The organism is Streptomyces sp. NPDC030862, assembly GCF_055571835.1.
Map to the genome: position 1 here is coordinate 77,880 of NZ_JBVIEN010000003.1, position 14,797 is coordinate 92,676.

Below are 14,797 nucleotides of genomic sequence, written 5' to 3' on the forward strand. Positions count from 1 at the left end.
GTTCAGTTGAACTCATCCGTACACTTCCCGGTGCTAGCCTCACCGCATGCCAGCCGACGCCAAGCAGCCCCCCACCGGCCCGCGCGCCGCCCGTAAGCGGCAGGCCATCGTCGAGGCCGCCCGCGCGCTCTTCCTGCGCGAGGGCTTCGGTGTCGGCATGGACGCCATCGCCGCCGAGGCAGGCGTGTCCAAGGTGACCGTCTACAACCACTTCGGCAGCAAGGAAGCGCTCTTCACCGCCGTCATCGCGGGCGCGCTCGACGAGACCCTCGACGACGACTCCTCCGCCGCCCTCGCCCGGCTGGCCGACACCGAGGGCGCTGGTGACCTGCGCACCGCCTTCCTCGACGCCGCGCGCGCCTGGGTCCACGCCGTCCGCGCCAACCAGGACGTCGCCGCCCTGCGCACCCTCGTCGCCACCGAGCTCCACCGCTTCCCGCAGCTCGGCGAGGCCTGGCGCACCCGCGGCCCGGCCGGCCATCACCCCGCCGTCGCCGACGCGCTGCGCACGCTGGCCGACCGGGGCCGGCTCGCCGTACCGGACCTGGAGGCGGCGGTGGTCCAGCTGTACGCGCTGCTGGTCTTCCCGCACATGGTGTTCGGCCAGTACGGCGCCGATCTCGACGACGACCTGACGGAGCGGCTCCTCACGAGCGGCGTCGACATGTTCCTGGCGTACTACGGCACCTGACGGCGCCGGCCCCCGCCCGTACTCCGTACGCCGTAAGCCACACCCGCCGTGCGGCCGCCACGCCCGGGCGGGATCATCGGGCCATGACGATCACCATCCGCCTCGCCCAGCAGCCGGAGGCCGACGAGCTGCTGGCCCGCAGCCCCCTCGCCGCGCTCGTCGGGATGCTGCTCGACCAGCAAGTGCCCATGGAGTGGGCGTTCTCCGGCCCGTACACGATCGCCCGACGGCTGGGCGCCGACGACCTCGACGCGCACGAGATCGCCGCGTACGACCCGGAGGAGTTCGTCGCGCTGCTGTCCGCCAAGCCGGCCGTGCACCGCTACCCCGGCTCGATGGCCAAGCGCGTGCAGCAGCTGTGCCAGTACCTGGTGGACGAGTACGACGGTGACGCGCGCGCCGTCTGGTCGGACGCCGCCACCGGCCGGGAACTGCTCGACCGGCTCCTCGCACTGCCCGGGTTCGGCAAGCAGAAGGCGCAGATCTTCCTGGCGCTGCTCGGCAAGCAGTACGGCGTACGGCCCGAGGGGTGGCGGGAGGCGGCGGGGGCTTACGGCGAGGAGGGCTCGTACCGTTCGGCGGCCGACATCACCGGGCCGGAGTCGCTCGCCAAGGTGCGCGCGTACAAGCAGGAGGCCAAGCGCGCGGCCAAGACCGCCAAGGCCGCCAAGACGACCGGAAGTTCGGAGGCGGAGTGACATGTTCCGCAGCGAATCGTACGGAATAACCCGTGAGTTGTGGCACATCTGTTCACAGATGGGGCGGAGATCGCTAGCTTCCCTTCAACCTCGTTCGTACCGGGAAGGACCTCTGTGAACGCAACCCCTCGCAGAGCCGTGGCCACCCTGGCCGCAGCCGCACTCGCGACCCCGCTCCTGCTGGCCTCCGCCTCCCCCGCTTCCGCCGGCCGCCCCACGCCCGACGCCGCCGCCGCCAAGGACGCCGCCAAGCTGTCCAAGAAGCTGGTCAGGGAGGCGTCCGCCAAGGACGCCTACAAGCACCTGCAGATGTTCCAGCGCATAGCCGACTCGGCCGGGGGCCACCGCGCCGCCGGCTCGCTCGGGCACGACGCCTCCGCGGCGTACGTGTACCAGCAGCTGAAGAAGGCCGGATACCAGGTCGAGTACCAGAAGTTCGACTTCGTCTACACCGAGACGCAGGCCGAGAAGCTCGCGGTCGTCTCGCCCTCGCCCCGCACCGTCGACATCAAGGCGATGACGTACACCGCGTCGACGCCCGTCGGCGGCATCAAGGCGGCCGTGGCCGCCGTCCCGGCCCCGGCGAGCGACACGACGCCCGGCTGCGAGCCCACCGACTACGCGACCGGCACCTTCACCGGCAAGATCGCCCTGATCAAGCGCGGCGGCTGCACCTTCGCCGACAAGCAGACCCAGGCCGCCGCGGCGGGCGCGGTCGGCGCGATCATCTACAACAACACCGAGGGCGCCATGTCCGGCACCCTGGGCGACCCGGCCGTCGGCAAGATCCCGACCGGCGGCATCACCAAGGCGGACGGCGAGAAGCTCGCCGCCGACGCCGCCGCCGGGCCGGTGGAGGTGAACTTCGAGATCCGCCAGCTCCGCGAGACGCGCTCCACCAACAACGTCATCGCCGAGACGCAGCGCGGCAACGCCGCCAACACCGTGATGCTCGGCGCCCACCTCGACTCGGTGACCGCCGGCCCCGGCATCAACGACAACGGCTCCGGCTCCGCCGGTCTGCTCGACGTCGCCCTGAAGTTCGCCAAGTCCAAGGAGAAGGACCGCACCACCAACAAGGTGCGCTTCGCCTGGTGGTCGGCGGAGGAGAACGGCCTGCTCGGCTCCGAGCACTACGTCGAGCAGCTCAGCGAGCTCGACCGCAAGGAGATCAAGCTCTACCTGAACTTCGACATGATCGCCTCGCCGAACTACGGCCTGTTCGTGTACGACGGCGACAACTCCGACGGCGTCGGCGCGCCCGCCGGCCCGACCGGTTCCGCGCAGATCGAGCGCGACATCAACGAGTTCATGGACAAGCAGGGCCGCCCCCACGAGGGCACCGACTTCACCGGCCGCTCCGACTACGGCCCGTTCATCGCGGTCGGCATCCCCTCCGGCGGTACGTTCACGGGCGCCGAGGGCACCAAGACGGCCAAGCAGGCGGAGAAGTTCGGCGGCACGGCGGGGGTCGCGTACGACGCCTGCTACCACGCCGCGTGCGACGACATCGACAACGTCAACATGACGGCGTTCGACGCCAACATCGACGTCATCGCCCACAGCGTGGGTACGTACGCCCACGACCTCAGCTCGCTGCGCAAGCCGGTCGAGTTCGTCCCGACCGACGGTGACGCGGGCAGCGGCGGCGGCCTGCACGAGGACCACGACCACGAGGTGACGGAGTAACCCTCCGGCCGAGGCACCGCACCGAGCCCCCGCGCCCGCGCGGGGGCTCGGCTTTTGCCGGGTCGGGTTTTTTCGGCACCACATCGGCCCCACGTGGCTGCGCCCGGCGCCGCTCGCCCGGTAGGCTTTCCGTGTGATCTTCAAGCGCATCGGTAACGGGCGGCCGTACCCCGACCACGGCCGGGAATCCACCCGCGCGTGGGCGGACGTCGCGCCGCGCCCGGTCCGCCTCGACCAGCTGGTGACCACCAAGGGCCAGCTGGATCTGGAGACGCTCCTCGCCGAGGACTCGACGTTCTACGGCGACCTCTTCGCGCACGTCGTGAAGTGGCAGGGCGACCTCTACCTCGAGGACGGACTGCACCGCGCCGTACGCGCGGCCCTCCAGCAGCGTCAGGTCCTGCACGCGCGCGTGCTGGAGCTCGACTGAGCCTTCCGCCCCCCTGGGCCCTCAGCCTTTCGGGGGTATTCCCACCCATCCGGCCGCATCGGTTGATCGTTTAGTAGGCATAGTCACCGGGTCGCATTACGCTGCGCCCATGAGCATGCTCACTCCCCCGGGTATGGGCGGAAAGTACCGCATCACGGGTAACGCCTACCCGCGCATGCGCCGCCCCCGTCGCCGCCGCCGGATCGTGCTCGCGGCGGTCGCCGCGGTGGTCACCCTCGGCCTGGCCGGCTGGGGAACGCTCCAGCTCATCGACGTCTTCGGTGGCGGTGGCCCCGGCGCCGACGGCAGGAAACGCACCACGGCGGCCGGCGCCGCCTGCAAGCCGCACAAGAGCCCCGCCGCGGTGGTGCGGGTCCCGCTCCAGCCGGCCCAGATCACGGTGAACGTCTACAACGCGACCCCGCGCGCGGGCCTCGCCAAGACGACCGCCGACGAGCTGAAGAAGCGGGGCTTCGCCATCGGCAAGGTGGGCAACGCGCCGGCGGCGTACGACAAGAAGGTGCCGGGCGCGGGCCTCCTGCTGGGCGCCGCGGACGCCACCAAGGGCGCCTTCCCGGTCCTCGCCACACAGCTGAAGGGCGCGGCACTGCGGACGGACACCCGCCAGACGGCGGATGTCGACCTGATCATCGGTACGGCGTTCACGGCGCTGACGCCCCCGCAGGACGCCACCGCCGCGCTCACCGCCCTGTCCCGCCCCGCCCCGGCCCCCTCCGGCTGCCCGGCGTAGGACCGGGGACGGCCCCCGGGCCTCGGCCTCGGGCCTCGGGCCTCGGTCGTCAGTCGGCGGTCGTCAGTCGGCGGTGCCGTACATCCGGTCACCGGCGTCGCCGAGGCCCGGCACGATGTAGCCGTGCTCGTTGAGCCGCTCGTCGACCGAGGCGGTGACGACCGTGACCGGCGTGCCCGCCAGCTCGCGCTCCATCACCTCGACGCCCTCCGGCGCCGCCAGCAGCACGACCGCCGTCACATCGTCGGCGCCGCGCTTGATCAGCTCCTGGATCGCGGCGACCAGCGTGCCGCCGGTGGCCAGCATCGGGTCGAGGACGTACACCTGGCGGCCGGAGAGGTCCTCCGGCATCCGGGTGGCGTACGTCGACGCCTCCAGCGTCTCCTCGTTGCGGATCATGCCGAGGAAGCCGACCTCGGCGGTGGGCAGCAGCCGCACCATGCCGTCGAGCATGCCCAGACCGGCCCGGAGGATCGGCACGACCAGCGGCTTCGGGCTGGACAGCTTCACGCCGGCCGTCCGGGTCACGGGGGTCTCGATGTCGACCTGCTCCGTGCGCACGTCCCGGGTGGCCTCGTACGCGAGCAGGGTGACCAGCTCGTCGGCGAGCCGCCGGAAGGTCGGGGAGTCGGTGCGCTTGTCGCGCAGCGTGGTGAGTTTGTGCGCCACCAGCGGGTGGTCGACGACGTGGATCCGCATGGACTCCACAGTAGCCCGCACTGGCATCAACCCCGTCCGTGGAGGGAAGGTGGGGAGGTCAGGACGTCAGACACCTGGGGGTGGTGGTCGCGATGCCGGACCCGGTAGAGCCGGAAGGACCGGAACAGCCCGACGCCCCGGACGACCGCGACGACGCGCGCGGGAAGAGGGACGAGACCGACGCCGAGCGACGCCGCCGCCGGGCCCAGTTCCTCCGCGAGCTGAACGAGGCCAAGGCCCTGCGCGACCGCGTCCAGCCGCGCCGCGCGAGGGCCGCCAGGATGCGCCAGGCGATGCGGATGCGGACCTTCCGCTGGTGATGCCTGGTGACACGGACCGGCGATCGGGCTCAGACTGGTGCACGACGCAAGAGCGGAACACCTCTCCTGAAGCCCTCGTATCTGCCACGATGCCGAGTGGGCGGGGCATTCAGGAGCGTGCCGCCCGATCGTCACACCTCTGATCAGTGGGAGAGTCACGGTGTACTTCGCCGCACTGCTCGCGCGCACCGAAGACGGGTGGGAAGCGAGCGACACAGAGCTCGACGATGTGGAGACCTTGTCGGATCTGACCGAGCTTGCCCGCGAGGCCTCGGTGGACGACGACACAGTGCTCGTCTTCATCGAGCAGGAGGACGCATGGTTCGGCATCGTCCGCGTGGAGGGTGAGGACGACCCTCGCATCTTCGTCTCGGACGGCGCGGCCGCCGCCCGCTCCTCGTACGGGGAGATCCTCACCAAGGAACTGCTCGGCGACGAACTGGACGATGACACCCCCGACCTGGACGCGCTGGACCTCGACGGCACCGAGGACGGCGAACCGGCCGAGGACGAGGACGAGGAGGAGACGGAGCCCGCGGGCGAGACCGTGCCGGCCGAGCCGCTCGGCGACCTGCTGATCCTGGACGATCTGGGCATGTCCGAGAAGGAGCTGCTGAAGCTCGGCACCGACGCGCTGTCCGACATCGCGGACGCGCTCGGCGCCGCGGAGGTCCTGGAGGCGGTCCGCTAGTGCGGCCCCCGCACCACCCCGCGATGACCATGACGACCGTTCCCGACCACGGCCCGGGCCCCGGCCCCGATCCGGATCCCGTACGGGAGCCGTGGCGGAGCGCCATGCGCCGGGCGCTGGAGGAGGCCGAGCGCGCCGCGCTGGCCGGCGACGTACCGGTCGGCGCGGTCGTGCTGTCCCCGGACGGCACGGAGCTCGCCGCCGGCCACAACGAGCGTGAGCTGACCGGCGATCCGACGGCGCACGCCGAGGTGGTGGCGCTACGCCGGGCGGCCGAGCGGCTCGGGGAGTGGCGGTTGCCCGGGTGCACGCTCGTCGTCACGCTGGAGCCCTGCGTGATGTGCGCCGGCGCGCTGGTGCAGTCGCGCGTGGAGCGGGTGGTGTTCGGGGCGCTGGACGAGAAGGCCGGCGCGGTCGGCTCGCTCTGGGACCTCGTACGCGACCGACGGCTCAACCACCGGCCCGAAGTGGTCCACGGGGTGCTGGCGGACGAGTGTGCGGCGCTGCTGACGCGCTTCTTCCGCGACCGCTGAGGAGTCGCCGGCGCGACCGTCGGCGGGATCGTGTCGCGACCGCTGACGCACCACCGACGCACCGCCGACGCACCGCCGACGACGGTCCCGGCTATCGATTTCAGCGAACCGGCACCCTTGGGCTAAGCTCTCTCTCGGTAGCGTGTCCGAGCGGCCGAAGGAGCTCGCCTCGAAAGCGAGTGTGGCGCAAGTCACCGAGGGTTCAAATCCCTCCGCTACCGCTCTCTTGTGAAGGGCCCCGTGCGCAGGACGCGCCGGGGCCCTTCCTCATGCGCTCGGTTAGACTCACCCGACCACTGGGACGATCACAGGGGAAGACGGGGGACACCGGGCCGATGGCGCAAGCGAAGAAGGTTACGCTCTACATCCTCGTCGTCTTCGTCCTGTACTCGATCATCAACTCCCCCGAGCGCTCCGGCGAACTCGTGAAGGTAGGGTTCGAAGGCATTTCGAGCGCCGCCCAGGGTGTCGGCGACTTCATGACCGAGCTCATCAAGTAGGAGTCCGCTGTGATCCGCCACCTGGTCCTGTTCAAGCTCAACGACGGCGTGCAGCGCGACGAACCGCGCGTGGTCGAGGGCGTGAAGGCGTTCGAGGAGCTCGGCGGACTCATCCCCGAGCTGAAGGTCTGGGAGTGCGCCTGGAACATCACCGACCGGCCGATCGCGTACGACTACGCCATCAACTCGGCGGTCGAGGACACGGACGCGCTGAAGCGGTACATCGAGCACCCGGCCCACCAGGCGGCCGCCGGCCGGTGGCGCGAGTTCGCCACCTGGGTGATCGCCGACTACGAGTTCTGAGCCCGCCGCAGCCCCGCGCCTTCGCGGCACCGCGTTTTCCGAGCCCCGCACCGGTCACTTCCGGTGCGGGGCTTGCCGTATGCCCCCACACCGCCCCCACAACACGGCGTTATCAGGTGCTTGCACACAGTGGACATGTCTTGTGATGCTATGACCGCTTTTGACGGATCGGTTGACCGTACTTGATCGCGAAGGGGTGGCGTGAACGTGCCGGCCAGTACGACGCCTCACCAGGTGCCGCCCCAGAACGAGTCGAACGAGTCCGAGCCCCGCCCCCGCCCGTCGGGGCGGGCCGCCGACACCCGCGCACTCACCCAGGTGCTCTTCGCCCAGCTGAAGGAGCTGGAGCCGGGCACACCGGAGCACAACCGGGTGCGCGGGGCGCTCATCGAGGCGAACCTCCCCCTGGTGCGGTACGCCGCCGCCCGCTTCCGGTCCCGCAACGAGCCGATGGAGGACGTCGTCCAGGTCGGCACGATCGGGCTGATCAACGCGATCGACCGCTTCGACCCGGACCGGGGCGTGCAGTTCCCGACGTTCGCGATGCCGACCGTCGTCGGCGAGATCAAGCGGTACTTCCGCGACAACGTACGCACCGTCCACGTGCCGCGCCGGCTGCACGAGCTGTGGGTGCAGGTGAACGGCGCGACCGAGGACCTGACGACCGCTCACGGGCGCTCCCCGACGACCGCCGAGATCGCCGAGCGGCTGAAGATCTCCGAGGAGGAGGTCCTCTCCTGCATCGAGGCCGGGCGTTCGTACCACGCCACCTCGCTGGAGGCCGCCCAGGAGGGCGACGGGCTGCCGGGGCTGCTGGACCGGCTCGGGTACGAGGACCCCGCGCTGGCGGGCGTCGAGCACCGCGATCTCGTACGCCACCTCCTCGTACAGCTGCCCGAGCGGGAGCAGCGGATCCTGATGCTCCGCTACTACAGCAATCTGACGCAGTCCCAGATCAGTCAGGAGCTCGGCGTCTCGCAGATGCACGTGTCAAGGCTCCTCGCGCGGAGCTTCGCCCGATTGAGATCCGCAAACAGGATCGAGGCGTAGCTGAAACGGGTAGACCCTTTCAGCCCCACTTCAGGCGGTGGAAAAGCCGCACACCCCCTGTTTCCTGCGCAGATTTGTCACCATCTTGTCGACAAGTCACTACAGCGTGTTGCCGACATGTGACATTCTGCTGGAACCGCGTTTGCCGCAGTCTCGGCTCCGGTATTCAGGTGGAGGCTGCGTTCCTCCGATGGTCGCGGCCCACGCGACCGTCCGCGACCTCAAGGGGGTGGCATGTCCGCAGAACAGGGCAGCTCGAAGGTGCTCACGCTCACGCCCGTGCCGGAGCTCATGTCCGCGCCCGGGCTCGCGTCGGTACCGGTACCGGCACAGGTCGGGATCGCCGAGGTCCCGGACACCGTGGAGGCCATGGCGGCCATGGACGCCCCGCAGCCGGTCGGCGAGGTCACCGAGGTCGCCGTCGTCCCGCACGCCGTGAGCGCGCCGGAGGCCATCGACACCCGCACGCTGTCCCGCTCCCTGTTCCAGCGGCTCGCCGTCCTCGGCCAGGACAGCCCCGAGCGCACGTACGTCCGGGACACGCTCATCGAGCTGAACCTGCCGCTCGTGCGGTACGCCGCCGCCCGCTTCCGCAGCCGCAACGAGCCCATGGAGGACATCGTCCAGGTCGGCACGATCGGCCTGATCAAGGCGATCGACCGGTTCGACTGCGAACGCGGCGTGGAGTTCCCGACCTTCGCGATGCCGACCGTCGTCGGCGAGATCAAGCGCTTCTTCCGCGACACCTCGTGGTCCGTGCGCGTGCCGCGCCGGCTCCAGGAGCTCCGCCTGGCGCTGACGAAGGCGAGCGACGAGCTGGCGCAGAAGCTCGACCGCTCACCGACCGTCCCCGAACTGGCCGCCGTGCTCGGCGTCTCCGAGGAGGACGTGGTCGACGGTCTCGCGGTCGGCAACGCCTACACGGCCTCCTCGCTGGACTCCCCGTCCCCGGAGGACGACGGCGGCGAGGGCTCGCTCGCGGACCGCCTCGGGTACGAGGACAGCGCCCTGGAGGGCGTCGAGTACCGCGAGTCGCTCAAGCCGCTCCTCGCCAAACTCCCGCCCCGCGAGCGGCAGATCATCATGCTGCGCTTCTTCGCCAACATGACCCAGTCGCAGATCGGCGAGGAGGTCGGCATCTCGCAGATGCACGTCTCGCGGCTGCTGACGCGGACGCTGGCGCAGCTGCGCGAGGGGCTCATCTCCGACTGAGGTGCAGCCCCTCCCGACGTCGAAGGGGGCTCACCGGTGCGGACCGCACCGGTGAGCCCCCTTCGTCATGCGCGCGTGTACGGGGATCAGGCCAGCGCCAGCCAGGCCACCGCCGCGACGATCACCACGACCGCCACGACGCCGGCGATCAGGCCGACCCGGGGGCCGGACGAGGTCGTCGCCGCCGGCTGCTGCCGCTGCGGCGTGCCCTCGTCGACGAAGGCGCGGAACATCTGGGTGCTGCCCGCGGGGTCGTAGTTGCCGTCGGAGCCCTGCGGGGCGTGGGGGTTGTGTGCCATGGGGCAGGACCCTAGCGAACCGGTGTGCCGCGCCCCAACCTCCGTCCGCACTCCACCCGAACTCGGCTCGAAGTCCGCCCACAGCCCGCCCGTCACCGCCCTCCTTTGCCAGGACTTTAGGCGCCTTCGCCCCTTTTTAGTTTGCCTGTAGCAACCAACATCTTCTATGGTTGCCCTAAGCAACAAGATGTTCGGGGGTGCCTGCCCATGGCCGAGCGGAGTCAGTACGAGGAACTGGCCCGGCAGCTGAGCGCCATCGGCGCCGTCAAGCGCGGACTCTCACGGCTCCTGCCCGCCGAGTGCCCCGCCGGCTCCGCCGCCGTCCTGGCGCTGCTCGACCGCTACGGAGAGATGCGGATGAGCCGCCTGGCCGAACTGCTCGCCGTCGACATGTCGGTGACCAGCCGCCATGTGGCCCACGTCGCCGACCGCGGCTGGATCGAGCGGCTGCCCGACCCGGGCGACCGGCGCTCCCGCATCCTGCGGCTGACGGGCCCGGGCAAGGAGCTGCTCGACGACCTCGGGCGGCGGTCGGCGGACCTGTTCGCCCACCACCTCCAGGACTGGTCCGACGACGAGGTCGGACAGCTGAACGCGATGCTGGCCCGCCTCCGGAGCTCCTTCGGAGACTGCCGGCCCCACGCCACACGTACACAAGCGTAAGGAAGTTCATGGCTACGACCACACCATCCGGTGTGCGGGGCGGCCACCACGCCAAGACCCGAGACGGTGGCGGCGACGGCACGCCCATGACGCACCGGCAGATCATGGAGGCGCTGTCCGGGCTGCTGCTCGGCATGTTCGTCGCCATCCTGTCCTCGACGATCGTCTCCAACGCCCTGCCGGAGATCATCTCCGACCTCGGCGGCGGCCAGAGCGCGTACACCTGGGTCGTCACGGCCGCTCTGCTGTCGATGACCGCCACCACCCCGCTGTGGGGCAAGCTCTCCGACCTCTTCTCCAAGAAGCTGCTGGTGCAGCTCGCCCTCGTCATCTACGTGGCGGGCTCGGTCGTCGCCGGTCTGTCCCAGAACACCGGCATGCTCATCGCCTGCCGCGTCGTCCAGGGCATCGGCGTCGGCGGTCTGACCGCCCTCGCCCAGATCATCATGGCCGCGATGATCTCCCCGCGGGAGCGCGGCCGTTACAGCGGCTACCTCGGCGCCACCTTCGCCGTCGCGACCGTCGGCGGCCCGCTGCTCGGCGGCGTGATCACCGACACCGACTGGCTCGGCTGGCGCTGGTGCTTCTACGTCGGCGTGCCCTTCGCCGTCATCGCGCTCATCGTGCTGCAGAAGACGCTGAAGCTGCCCGTGGTGAAGCGGCAGGTCAAGGTCGACTGGGCGGGCGCCCTCTTCATCAGCGCCGCGGTCTCGCTGCTGCTGGTCTGGGTCACCTTCGCCGGTGACAAGTACGACTGGCTGTCGTGGCAGACGTACACCATGGTCGCCGGCTCGGTCGTGCTCGGCGCGGTCTTCCTCCTCGTCGAGTCCCGCGCCAGCGAGCCCATCATCCCGCTGCGGCTGTTCCGCAACCGCACGATCGCGCTCGCCTCGCTGGCCTCGCTCTTCGTCGGCGTCGCGATGTTCGCGGGCACGGTCTTCTTCAGTCAGTACTTCCAGCTGGCGCGCGACAAGTCGCCGACGATGTCCGGCGTCATGACCATCCCGATGATCGCCGGCCTGTTCGTCTCGTCGACCGTCTCCGGCTGGATCATCACGCGCACCGGCCGCTGGAAGGCGTGGCTGGTCGTCGGCGGTGTGCTGGTGACGGCGGGCCTCGGCCTGCTGGGCTCCATCCGGTACGACACCGAGTACTGGCACATCGGGGTCTTCATGGCCGTCCTGGGCCTCGGCCTCGGCATGATGATGCAGAACCTCGTCCTGTGCACCCAGAACCAGGTCGCCCCCGCCGACCTCGGCTCGGCGTCCTCCGTGGTCACCTTCTTCCGCTCGCTCGGCGGTGCCGTCGGCGTCTCCGCGCTGGGCGCGGTCATGGCCAACCGGGTCACCCACTACGTCAAGGACGGCCTCGCCGACCTCGGCCCCCAGGGCGCGGCCCTCGGCCACGGCGGCACGGGCGGCGGCTCCATCCCCGACCTGGACGCGCTGCCCGCCCCCATCCGCACCGTCATGGAGAGCGCGTACGGGCACGGCGTCGCCGACGTCTTCCTCTACGCGGCGCCCTTCGCGCTCATCGCGTTCCTCGTCACCCTGTTCATCAAGGAGGTCGCCCTGAAGAGCAACGCGACGCCCACGCCCGAGCCCGCTGCCGCGACCGCTCCGGCTGCTCCGGCCTCCGAGGCGGCCTCCCCGGTCGCCGCTCCCACGGGCGGAACCCCCGGCAGCGGAACCCCCGTCACCGGCACCGTCCGCACCGCCGACGGCACGGCCGTCGCCCGCGCCGCCGTCACCCTCATCTCCCTCGGGGGCCGGCAGCTGGGCCGCTCGGTCGCCCACGCCGACGGCACGTACGCGCTCGAAGCCCCCGGCTCCGGCTCGTACGTCCTGATCGCCTCCGCCGACGGCTACCAGCCGCAGGCGTCCACGGTCGTCGTCGGCGCGGAGCCGCTGGGCCACGACATCCTGCTCTCCGGTACGAGCGGCCTCGCCGGCGCGGTCCGGGCCGCCGAGGGCGGGGAGCCCGTCGAGGGCGCGATGGTCATCGTCACCGACGTACGCGGCGACGTCCTCGCCTCCGGTACGTCGGCGCAGGACGGCACCTTCGCCTTCGGCGAGCTGGTGCCCGGCACCGTGACCGTCGCGGTGAACGCCGACGGCTACCGGCCGCTCGCCCTGCCGGCCGAGATCGGCGGCCAGGGCGTGACCCGGGTCGAGGCCCTCCTGGAGGCGGGCGCCCGGCTCCAGGGCACCGTACGGGCCGGGGCCGACCGCCGCCCGCTCGCCGACGCGCGCGTGACGCTCGTCGACGCGGCCGGCAACGTCGTCGCCACGGCGACGACCGGCGAGGACGGCGCGTACGGCTTCGCCGACCTGAACGCGGGCGAGTACACGCTCATCGCGACCGGCTACCCGCCGGTGGCCGGCGCGCTCACCGTGACCGGACACGGCCTCGACGGCCACGACGTAGAACTCGCCCACCCCGGCGAGTGACCCACAGCTCGGGTGGATCGAGCGGAGACACCCGATGAGGGGGCGGCAGGCAGGGGACGGCCTGCCGCCCCTGCTTTCTTTCGTACGAGGAGAGAACCCGCATGGCACTGCACGCACACGTACGCACCCGCGACGGCTGGCCGGTCCAGCACGCGGTGGTGACCGTGACCGACATGACGGGCGCCCAGGTGGCGCGGGCCGACGCCGACCCGGACGGAGCCGTCGTCGCGGAGGCGCCGCTCGCGCCGGGCCCGTACACCGTGGTCGTCACGGCGCTCGGTTACGCCCCGGCCGCGCGCACCGCGCTGGTCACCGGGCACGGCCGGGCGGAGCTCGGCACGGTGGTCCTGGCCCGCGCGGGCGGCGTCGAGCTGCCGCCGCCCGGCGCCTGGACCCTGGACCCGGCGCACTCGTCGGTCGGCGCGGTGGCGCAGCACCTGGGCATCTCCAGCGTGCACGGCCGCTTCACCGACTTCGGCGGCCGCATCGAGATCGCGCCGGACCTCGCGGCGTCGCGCGTGGACGCGGTGATCGCGGCGGCCTCCATCGACACGGGCAACGGCCTGCGCGACAAGCACCTGAAGTCGCCGGACTTCCTGGACGTGGAGGCGTACCCGGAGATCACCTACCGCAGCCACGGCCTGACCCCGGCGGGCCCGGACCGCTGGACGGTCCACGGCTCCCTCACCCTGCGCGGCATCGCGCGCGAGGTGGACCTGTCGCTGACGTACCTGGGCACGGGCCCGGACCCGTGGGGCGGGACGCGCGCGGCGTTCCACGCGACGGCGGAGCTGCGGCGCGAGGACTTCGCGATGAACTACAACCAGGTGGTGCAGGCGGGCATCGCGGCGATCGGCACGACGGTGCGGGTGGAGCTCGACGTCCAGGCCGTACGGGGCGAGCGGCTGCCCTAGGGCCTGTCCTGGGGCTCCTGCGGGGCGGTCATCGCCTCGATGCCGGCGATCAGGAGCTTGAGCGCGAAGTCGAAGTCGCGCTCGCGCATCTCGTCGACGGTGTCGCCGCCGCGGGCCTCCATCAGCTCGGTGGCCCGCCGGAAGTCCTCCTCGAAGCCGGGCCGTTCGTGGATCGCGGCCAGCGCCTCGCGGTAGTACTCGTCCTGGCTCATGCCCGCGCTCGCGCACCGCTGCATGAACTGGCCCTCGACCGTGCCGAATCCGTACACGAACTGGAAGACCGCCTGGGTCGCGCCCGTCTGGGCGTACGTGGGCAGCCCGGTGTTGCCGATGACCCGCTGGACGCAGAGCGCGAACGCCAGCGAGTTGGGGCCGATGTTGAGGAACCGGCCGACCAGCGGCGCCACCCAGGGGTGGCGGACCAGCAGGGCGCGGTAGCCGACGGCCAGCGCGCGGAGCTCGACCCGCCAGTCCGCGTCGCCGGTCGTGGCGGCGGGCAGGTCGAGCTCGCCGAAGACCGCGTCGATGGCGAGCTCCAGCAGGTCGTCCTTGGTGTCGACGTACCAGTAGACCGACATCGCCGTGACGTCGAGCTCCGCGGCGAGCCGCCGCATGGAGAACTTCTCCAGCCCTTCGGCGTCCAGCAGCCGGACCGCCGCGGCGGTGATGCGGTCCCGGTCGAGCCCGGAGGGCTGGTCGGCGGTGCGCTCCGCCCCGCGTTCGGCCTGGCGCTCGGCCTTGCGGCCCGCCGATCGCGCGGCTCTGCCGCCCTCCAGCCAGACGCTCGCACGGGCCGGGTGCTTCGCGCGGTCGGCTGCCGACACCATGGGCTGTCCTCCTCGAATCCTGGCCCTGATGCTATGCCCGCCGCCTGCTGTGCCCGGCCCCCGCTATGCCCGGCCCC

General features: G+C 71.3%; 18 protein-coding genes and 1 tRNA gene. 16 read left to right on the forward strand and 3 right to left on the reverse strand.

The window, feature by feature from the left end; all coding sequences use genetic code 11:
- The first annotated feature begins 46 nt into the window (after positions 1–46).
- From ACZ42X_RS08515 to ACZ42X_RS08535, 5 genes are all read left to right on the forward strand, one after another.
- The gene (locus tag ACZ42X_RS08515; RefSeq protein ID WP_468285839.1) at positions 47–691 is read left to right on the forward strand and encodes a TetR/AcrR family transcriptional regulator; all 645 of its coding nucleotides are present in this window, start codon (positions 47–49) and stop codon (positions 689–691) included.
- Between the two features lie 83 nt (positions 692–774).
- Positions 775–1,389 carry an HhH-GPD-type base excision DNA repair protein gene (locus tag ACZ42X_RS08520; protein ID WP_468285841.1) on the forward strand — a complete coding sequence of 205 codons (615 nt, stop codon included), beginning with the start codon at positions 775–777 and terminating at the stop codon, positions 1,387–1,389.
- Between the two features lie 138 nt (positions 1,390–1,527).
- On the forward strand, positions 1,528–3,078 hold the full coding sequence (locus ACZ42X_RS08525) for a M28 family metallopeptidase (protein ID WP_468287414.1): 1,551 nt from the start codon (positions 1,528–1,530) through the stop codon (positions 3,076–3,078).
- 133 nt (positions 3,079–3,211) lie between these two features.
- On the forward strand, positions 3,212–3,508 hold the full coding sequence (locus ACZ42X_RS08530; protein ID WP_289921192.1) for a type II toxin-antitoxin system VapB family antitoxin: 297 nt from the start codon (positions 3,212–3,214) through the stop codon (positions 3,506–3,508).
- Positions 3,509–3,617: 109 nt separating this feature from the next.
- A complete protein-coding gene (locus ACZ42X_RS08535) occupies positions 3,618–4,259 on the forward strand; it encodes a LytR C-terminal domain-containing protein (protein WP_468285844.1) in 642 nt (213 codons plus the stop codon).
- A gap of 63 nt (positions 4,260–4,322) precedes the next feature.
- On the opposite strand, the gene upp is transcribed toward ACZ42X_RS08535, so the two are convergent.
- Positions 4,323–4,958 carry a uracil phosphoribosyltransferase gene (gene upp / locus ACZ42X_RS08540; protein WP_361423917.1) on the reverse strand — a complete coding sequence of 212 codons (636 nt, stop codon included), beginning with the start codon at positions 4,956–4,958 and terminating at the stop codon, positions 4,323–4,325.
- A gap of 92 nt (positions 4,959–5,050) precedes the next feature.
- On the opposite strand from upp, the gene ACZ42X_RS08545 reads away from it, so the two are divergent.
- The 8 genes from ACZ42X_RS08545 (at position 5,051) to ACZ42X_RS08580 (ending at position 9,567) form a co-directional block, all read left to right on the forward strand.
- Positions 5,051–5,278 (forward strand): hypothetical protein, encoded by a 228-nt coding sequence (locus tag ACZ42X_RS08545; protein WP_468285846.1) that lies wholly within the window; start codon positions 5,051–5,053, stop codon positions 5,276–5,278.
- Positions 5,279–5,438: 160 nt separating this feature from the next.
- A complete protein-coding gene (locus ACZ42X_RS08550; protein ID WP_468285849.1) occupies positions 5,439–5,969 on the forward strand; it encodes a tRNA adenosine deaminase-associated protein in 531 nt (176 codons plus the stop codon).
- Between the two features lie 23 nt (positions 5,970–5,992).
- The gene (gene tadA / locus ACZ42X_RS08555) at positions 5,993–6,502 is read left to right on the forward strand and encodes a tRNA adenosine(34) deaminase TadA (RefSeq protein ID WP_468285851.1); all 510 of its coding nucleotides are present in this window, start codon (positions 5,993–5,995) and stop codon (positions 6,500–6,502) included.
- Positions 6,503–6,638: 136 nt separating this feature from the next.
- Positions 6,639–6,723 (forward strand) — tRNA-Ser (locus ACZ42X_RS08560).
- A gap of 114 nt (positions 6,724–6,837) precedes the next feature.
- On the forward strand, positions 6,838–7,002 hold the full coding sequence (locus tag ACZ42X_RS08565) for a hypothetical protein (RefSeq protein WP_356644878.1): 165 nt from the start codon (positions 6,838–6,840) through the stop codon (positions 7,000–7,002).
- 9 nt (positions 7,003–7,011) lie between these two features.
- Positions 7,012–7,305 (forward strand): Dabb family protein, encoded by a 294-nt coding sequence (locus ACZ42X_RS08570; protein ID WP_468285854.1) that lies wholly within the window; start codon positions 7,012–7,014, stop codon positions 7,303–7,305.
- Between the two features lie 234 nt (positions 7,306–7,539).
- Complete coding sequence (locus ACZ42X_RS08575; RefSeq protein ID WP_361424326.1) at positions 7,540–8,355, forward strand: RNA polymerase sigma factor SigF; 816 nt, start codon at positions 7,540–7,542, stop codon at positions 8,353–8,355.
- Between the two features lie 234 nt (positions 8,356–8,589).
- Positions 8,590–9,567, forward strand: coding sequence for an RNA polymerase sigma factor SigF (locus ACZ42X_RS08580; protein WP_468285856.1), 978 nt, complete (start codon positions 8,590–8,592; stop codon positions 9,565–9,567).
- Positions 9,568–9,653: 86 nt separating this feature from the next.
- Here ACZ42X_RS08580 and ACZ42X_RS08585 read toward each other — a convergent pair whose 3' ends face one another.
- Entirely contained in the window at positions 9,654–9,866 is a 213-nt protein-coding gene (locus ACZ42X_RS08585) for a hypothetical protein (RefSeq protein WP_361423935.1), read from the reverse strand.
- A gap of 207 nt (positions 9,867–10,073) precedes the next feature.
- On the opposite strand from ACZ42X_RS08585, the gene ACZ42X_RS08590 reads away from it, so the two are divergent.
- From ACZ42X_RS08590 to ACZ42X_RS08600, 3 genes are all read left to right on the forward strand, one after another.
- On the forward strand, positions 10,074–10,529 hold the full coding sequence (locus ACZ42X_RS08590) for a MarR family winged helix-turn-helix transcriptional regulator (RefSeq protein WP_361423938.1): 456 nt from the start codon (positions 10,074–10,076) through the stop codon (positions 10,527–10,529).
- A gap of 86 nt (positions 10,530–10,615) precedes the next feature.
- Positions 10,616–12,979 carry an MFS transporter gene (locus tag ACZ42X_RS08595; protein ID WP_468287418.1) on the forward strand — a complete coding sequence of 788 codons (2,364 nt, stop codon included), beginning with the start codon at positions 10,616–10,618 and terminating at the stop codon, positions 12,977–12,979.
- 101 nt (positions 12,980–13,080) lie between these two features.
- Positions 13,081–13,893, forward strand: a complete 813-nt coding sequence (locus tag ACZ42X_RS08600) for a YceI family protein (RefSeq protein WP_468285859.1) — start codon at positions 13,081–13,083, stop codon at positions 13,891–13,893.
- Here the strand turns inward: ACZ42X_RS08600 and ACZ42X_RS08605 are convergent.
- On the reverse strand, positions 13,890–14,720 hold the full coding sequence (locus tag ACZ42X_RS08605) for a TetR/AcrR family transcriptional regulator (RefSeq protein WP_468285861.1): 831 nt from the start codon (positions 14,718–14,720) through the stop codon (positions 13,890–13,892). The genes ACZ42X_RS08600 and ACZ42X_RS08605 overlap by 4 nt on opposite strands.
- Between the last annotated feature and the right edge of the window lie 77 nt (positions 14,721–14,797).

Bases quoted from the DNA above. Each gene is read 5' to 3' on its own strand.
- ACZ42X_RS08585 (WP_361423935.1), bottom strand. From the start codon at position 9,866: ATGGCACACAACCCCCACGCCCCGCAGGGCTCCGACGGCAACTACGAC.
- ACZ42X_RS08520 (WP_468285841.1), top strand. From the start codon at position 775: ATGACGATCACCATCCGCCTCGCCCAGCAGCCGGAGGCCGACGAGCTG.
- ACZ42X_RS08545 (WP_468285846.1), top strand. From the start codon at position 5,051: ATGCCGGACCCGGTAGAGCCGGAAGGACCGGAACAGCCCGACGCCCCG.
- ACZ42X_RS08605 (WP_468285861.1), bottom strand. From the start codon at position 14,720: ATGGTGTCGGCAGCCGACCGCGCGAAGCACCCGGCCCGTGCGAGCGTC.
- ACZ42X_RS08565 (WP_356644878.1), top strand. From the start codon at position 6,838: ATGGCGCAAGCGAAGAAGGTTACGCTCTACATCCTCGTCGTCTTCGTC.
- tadA (WP_468285851.1), top strand. From the start codon at position 5,993: ATGACCATGACGACCGTTCCCGACCACGGCCCGGGCCCCGGCCCCGAT.
- ACZ42X_RS08595 (WP_468287418.1), top strand. From the start codon at position 10,616: ATGACGCACCGGCAGATCATGGAGGCGCTGTCCGGGCTGCTGCTCGGC.
- ACZ42X_RS08535 (WP_468285844.1), top strand. From the start codon at position 3,618: ATGAGCATGCTCACTCCCCCGGGTATGGGCGGAAAGTACCGCATCACG.
- upp (WP_361423917.1), bottom strand. From the start codon at position 4,958: ATGCGGATCCACGTCGTCGACCACCCGCTGGTGGCGCACAAACTCACC.
- ACZ42X_RS08600 (WP_468285859.1), top strand. From the start codon at position 13,081: ATGGCACTGCACGCACACGTACGCACCCGCGACGGCTGGCCGGTCCAG.
- ACZ42X_RS08580 (WP_468285856.1), top strand. From the start codon at position 8,590: ATGTCCGCAGAACAGGGCAGCTCGAAGGTGCTCACGCTCACGCCCGTG.
- ACZ42X_RS08515 (WP_468285839.1), top strand. From the start codon at position 47: ATGCCAGCCGACGCCAAGCAGCCCCCCACCGGCCCGCGCGCCGCCCGT.
- ACZ42X_RS08590 (WP_361423938.1), top strand. From the start codon at position 10,074: ATGGCCGAGCGGAGTCAGTACGAGGAACTGGCCCGGCAGCTGAGCGCC.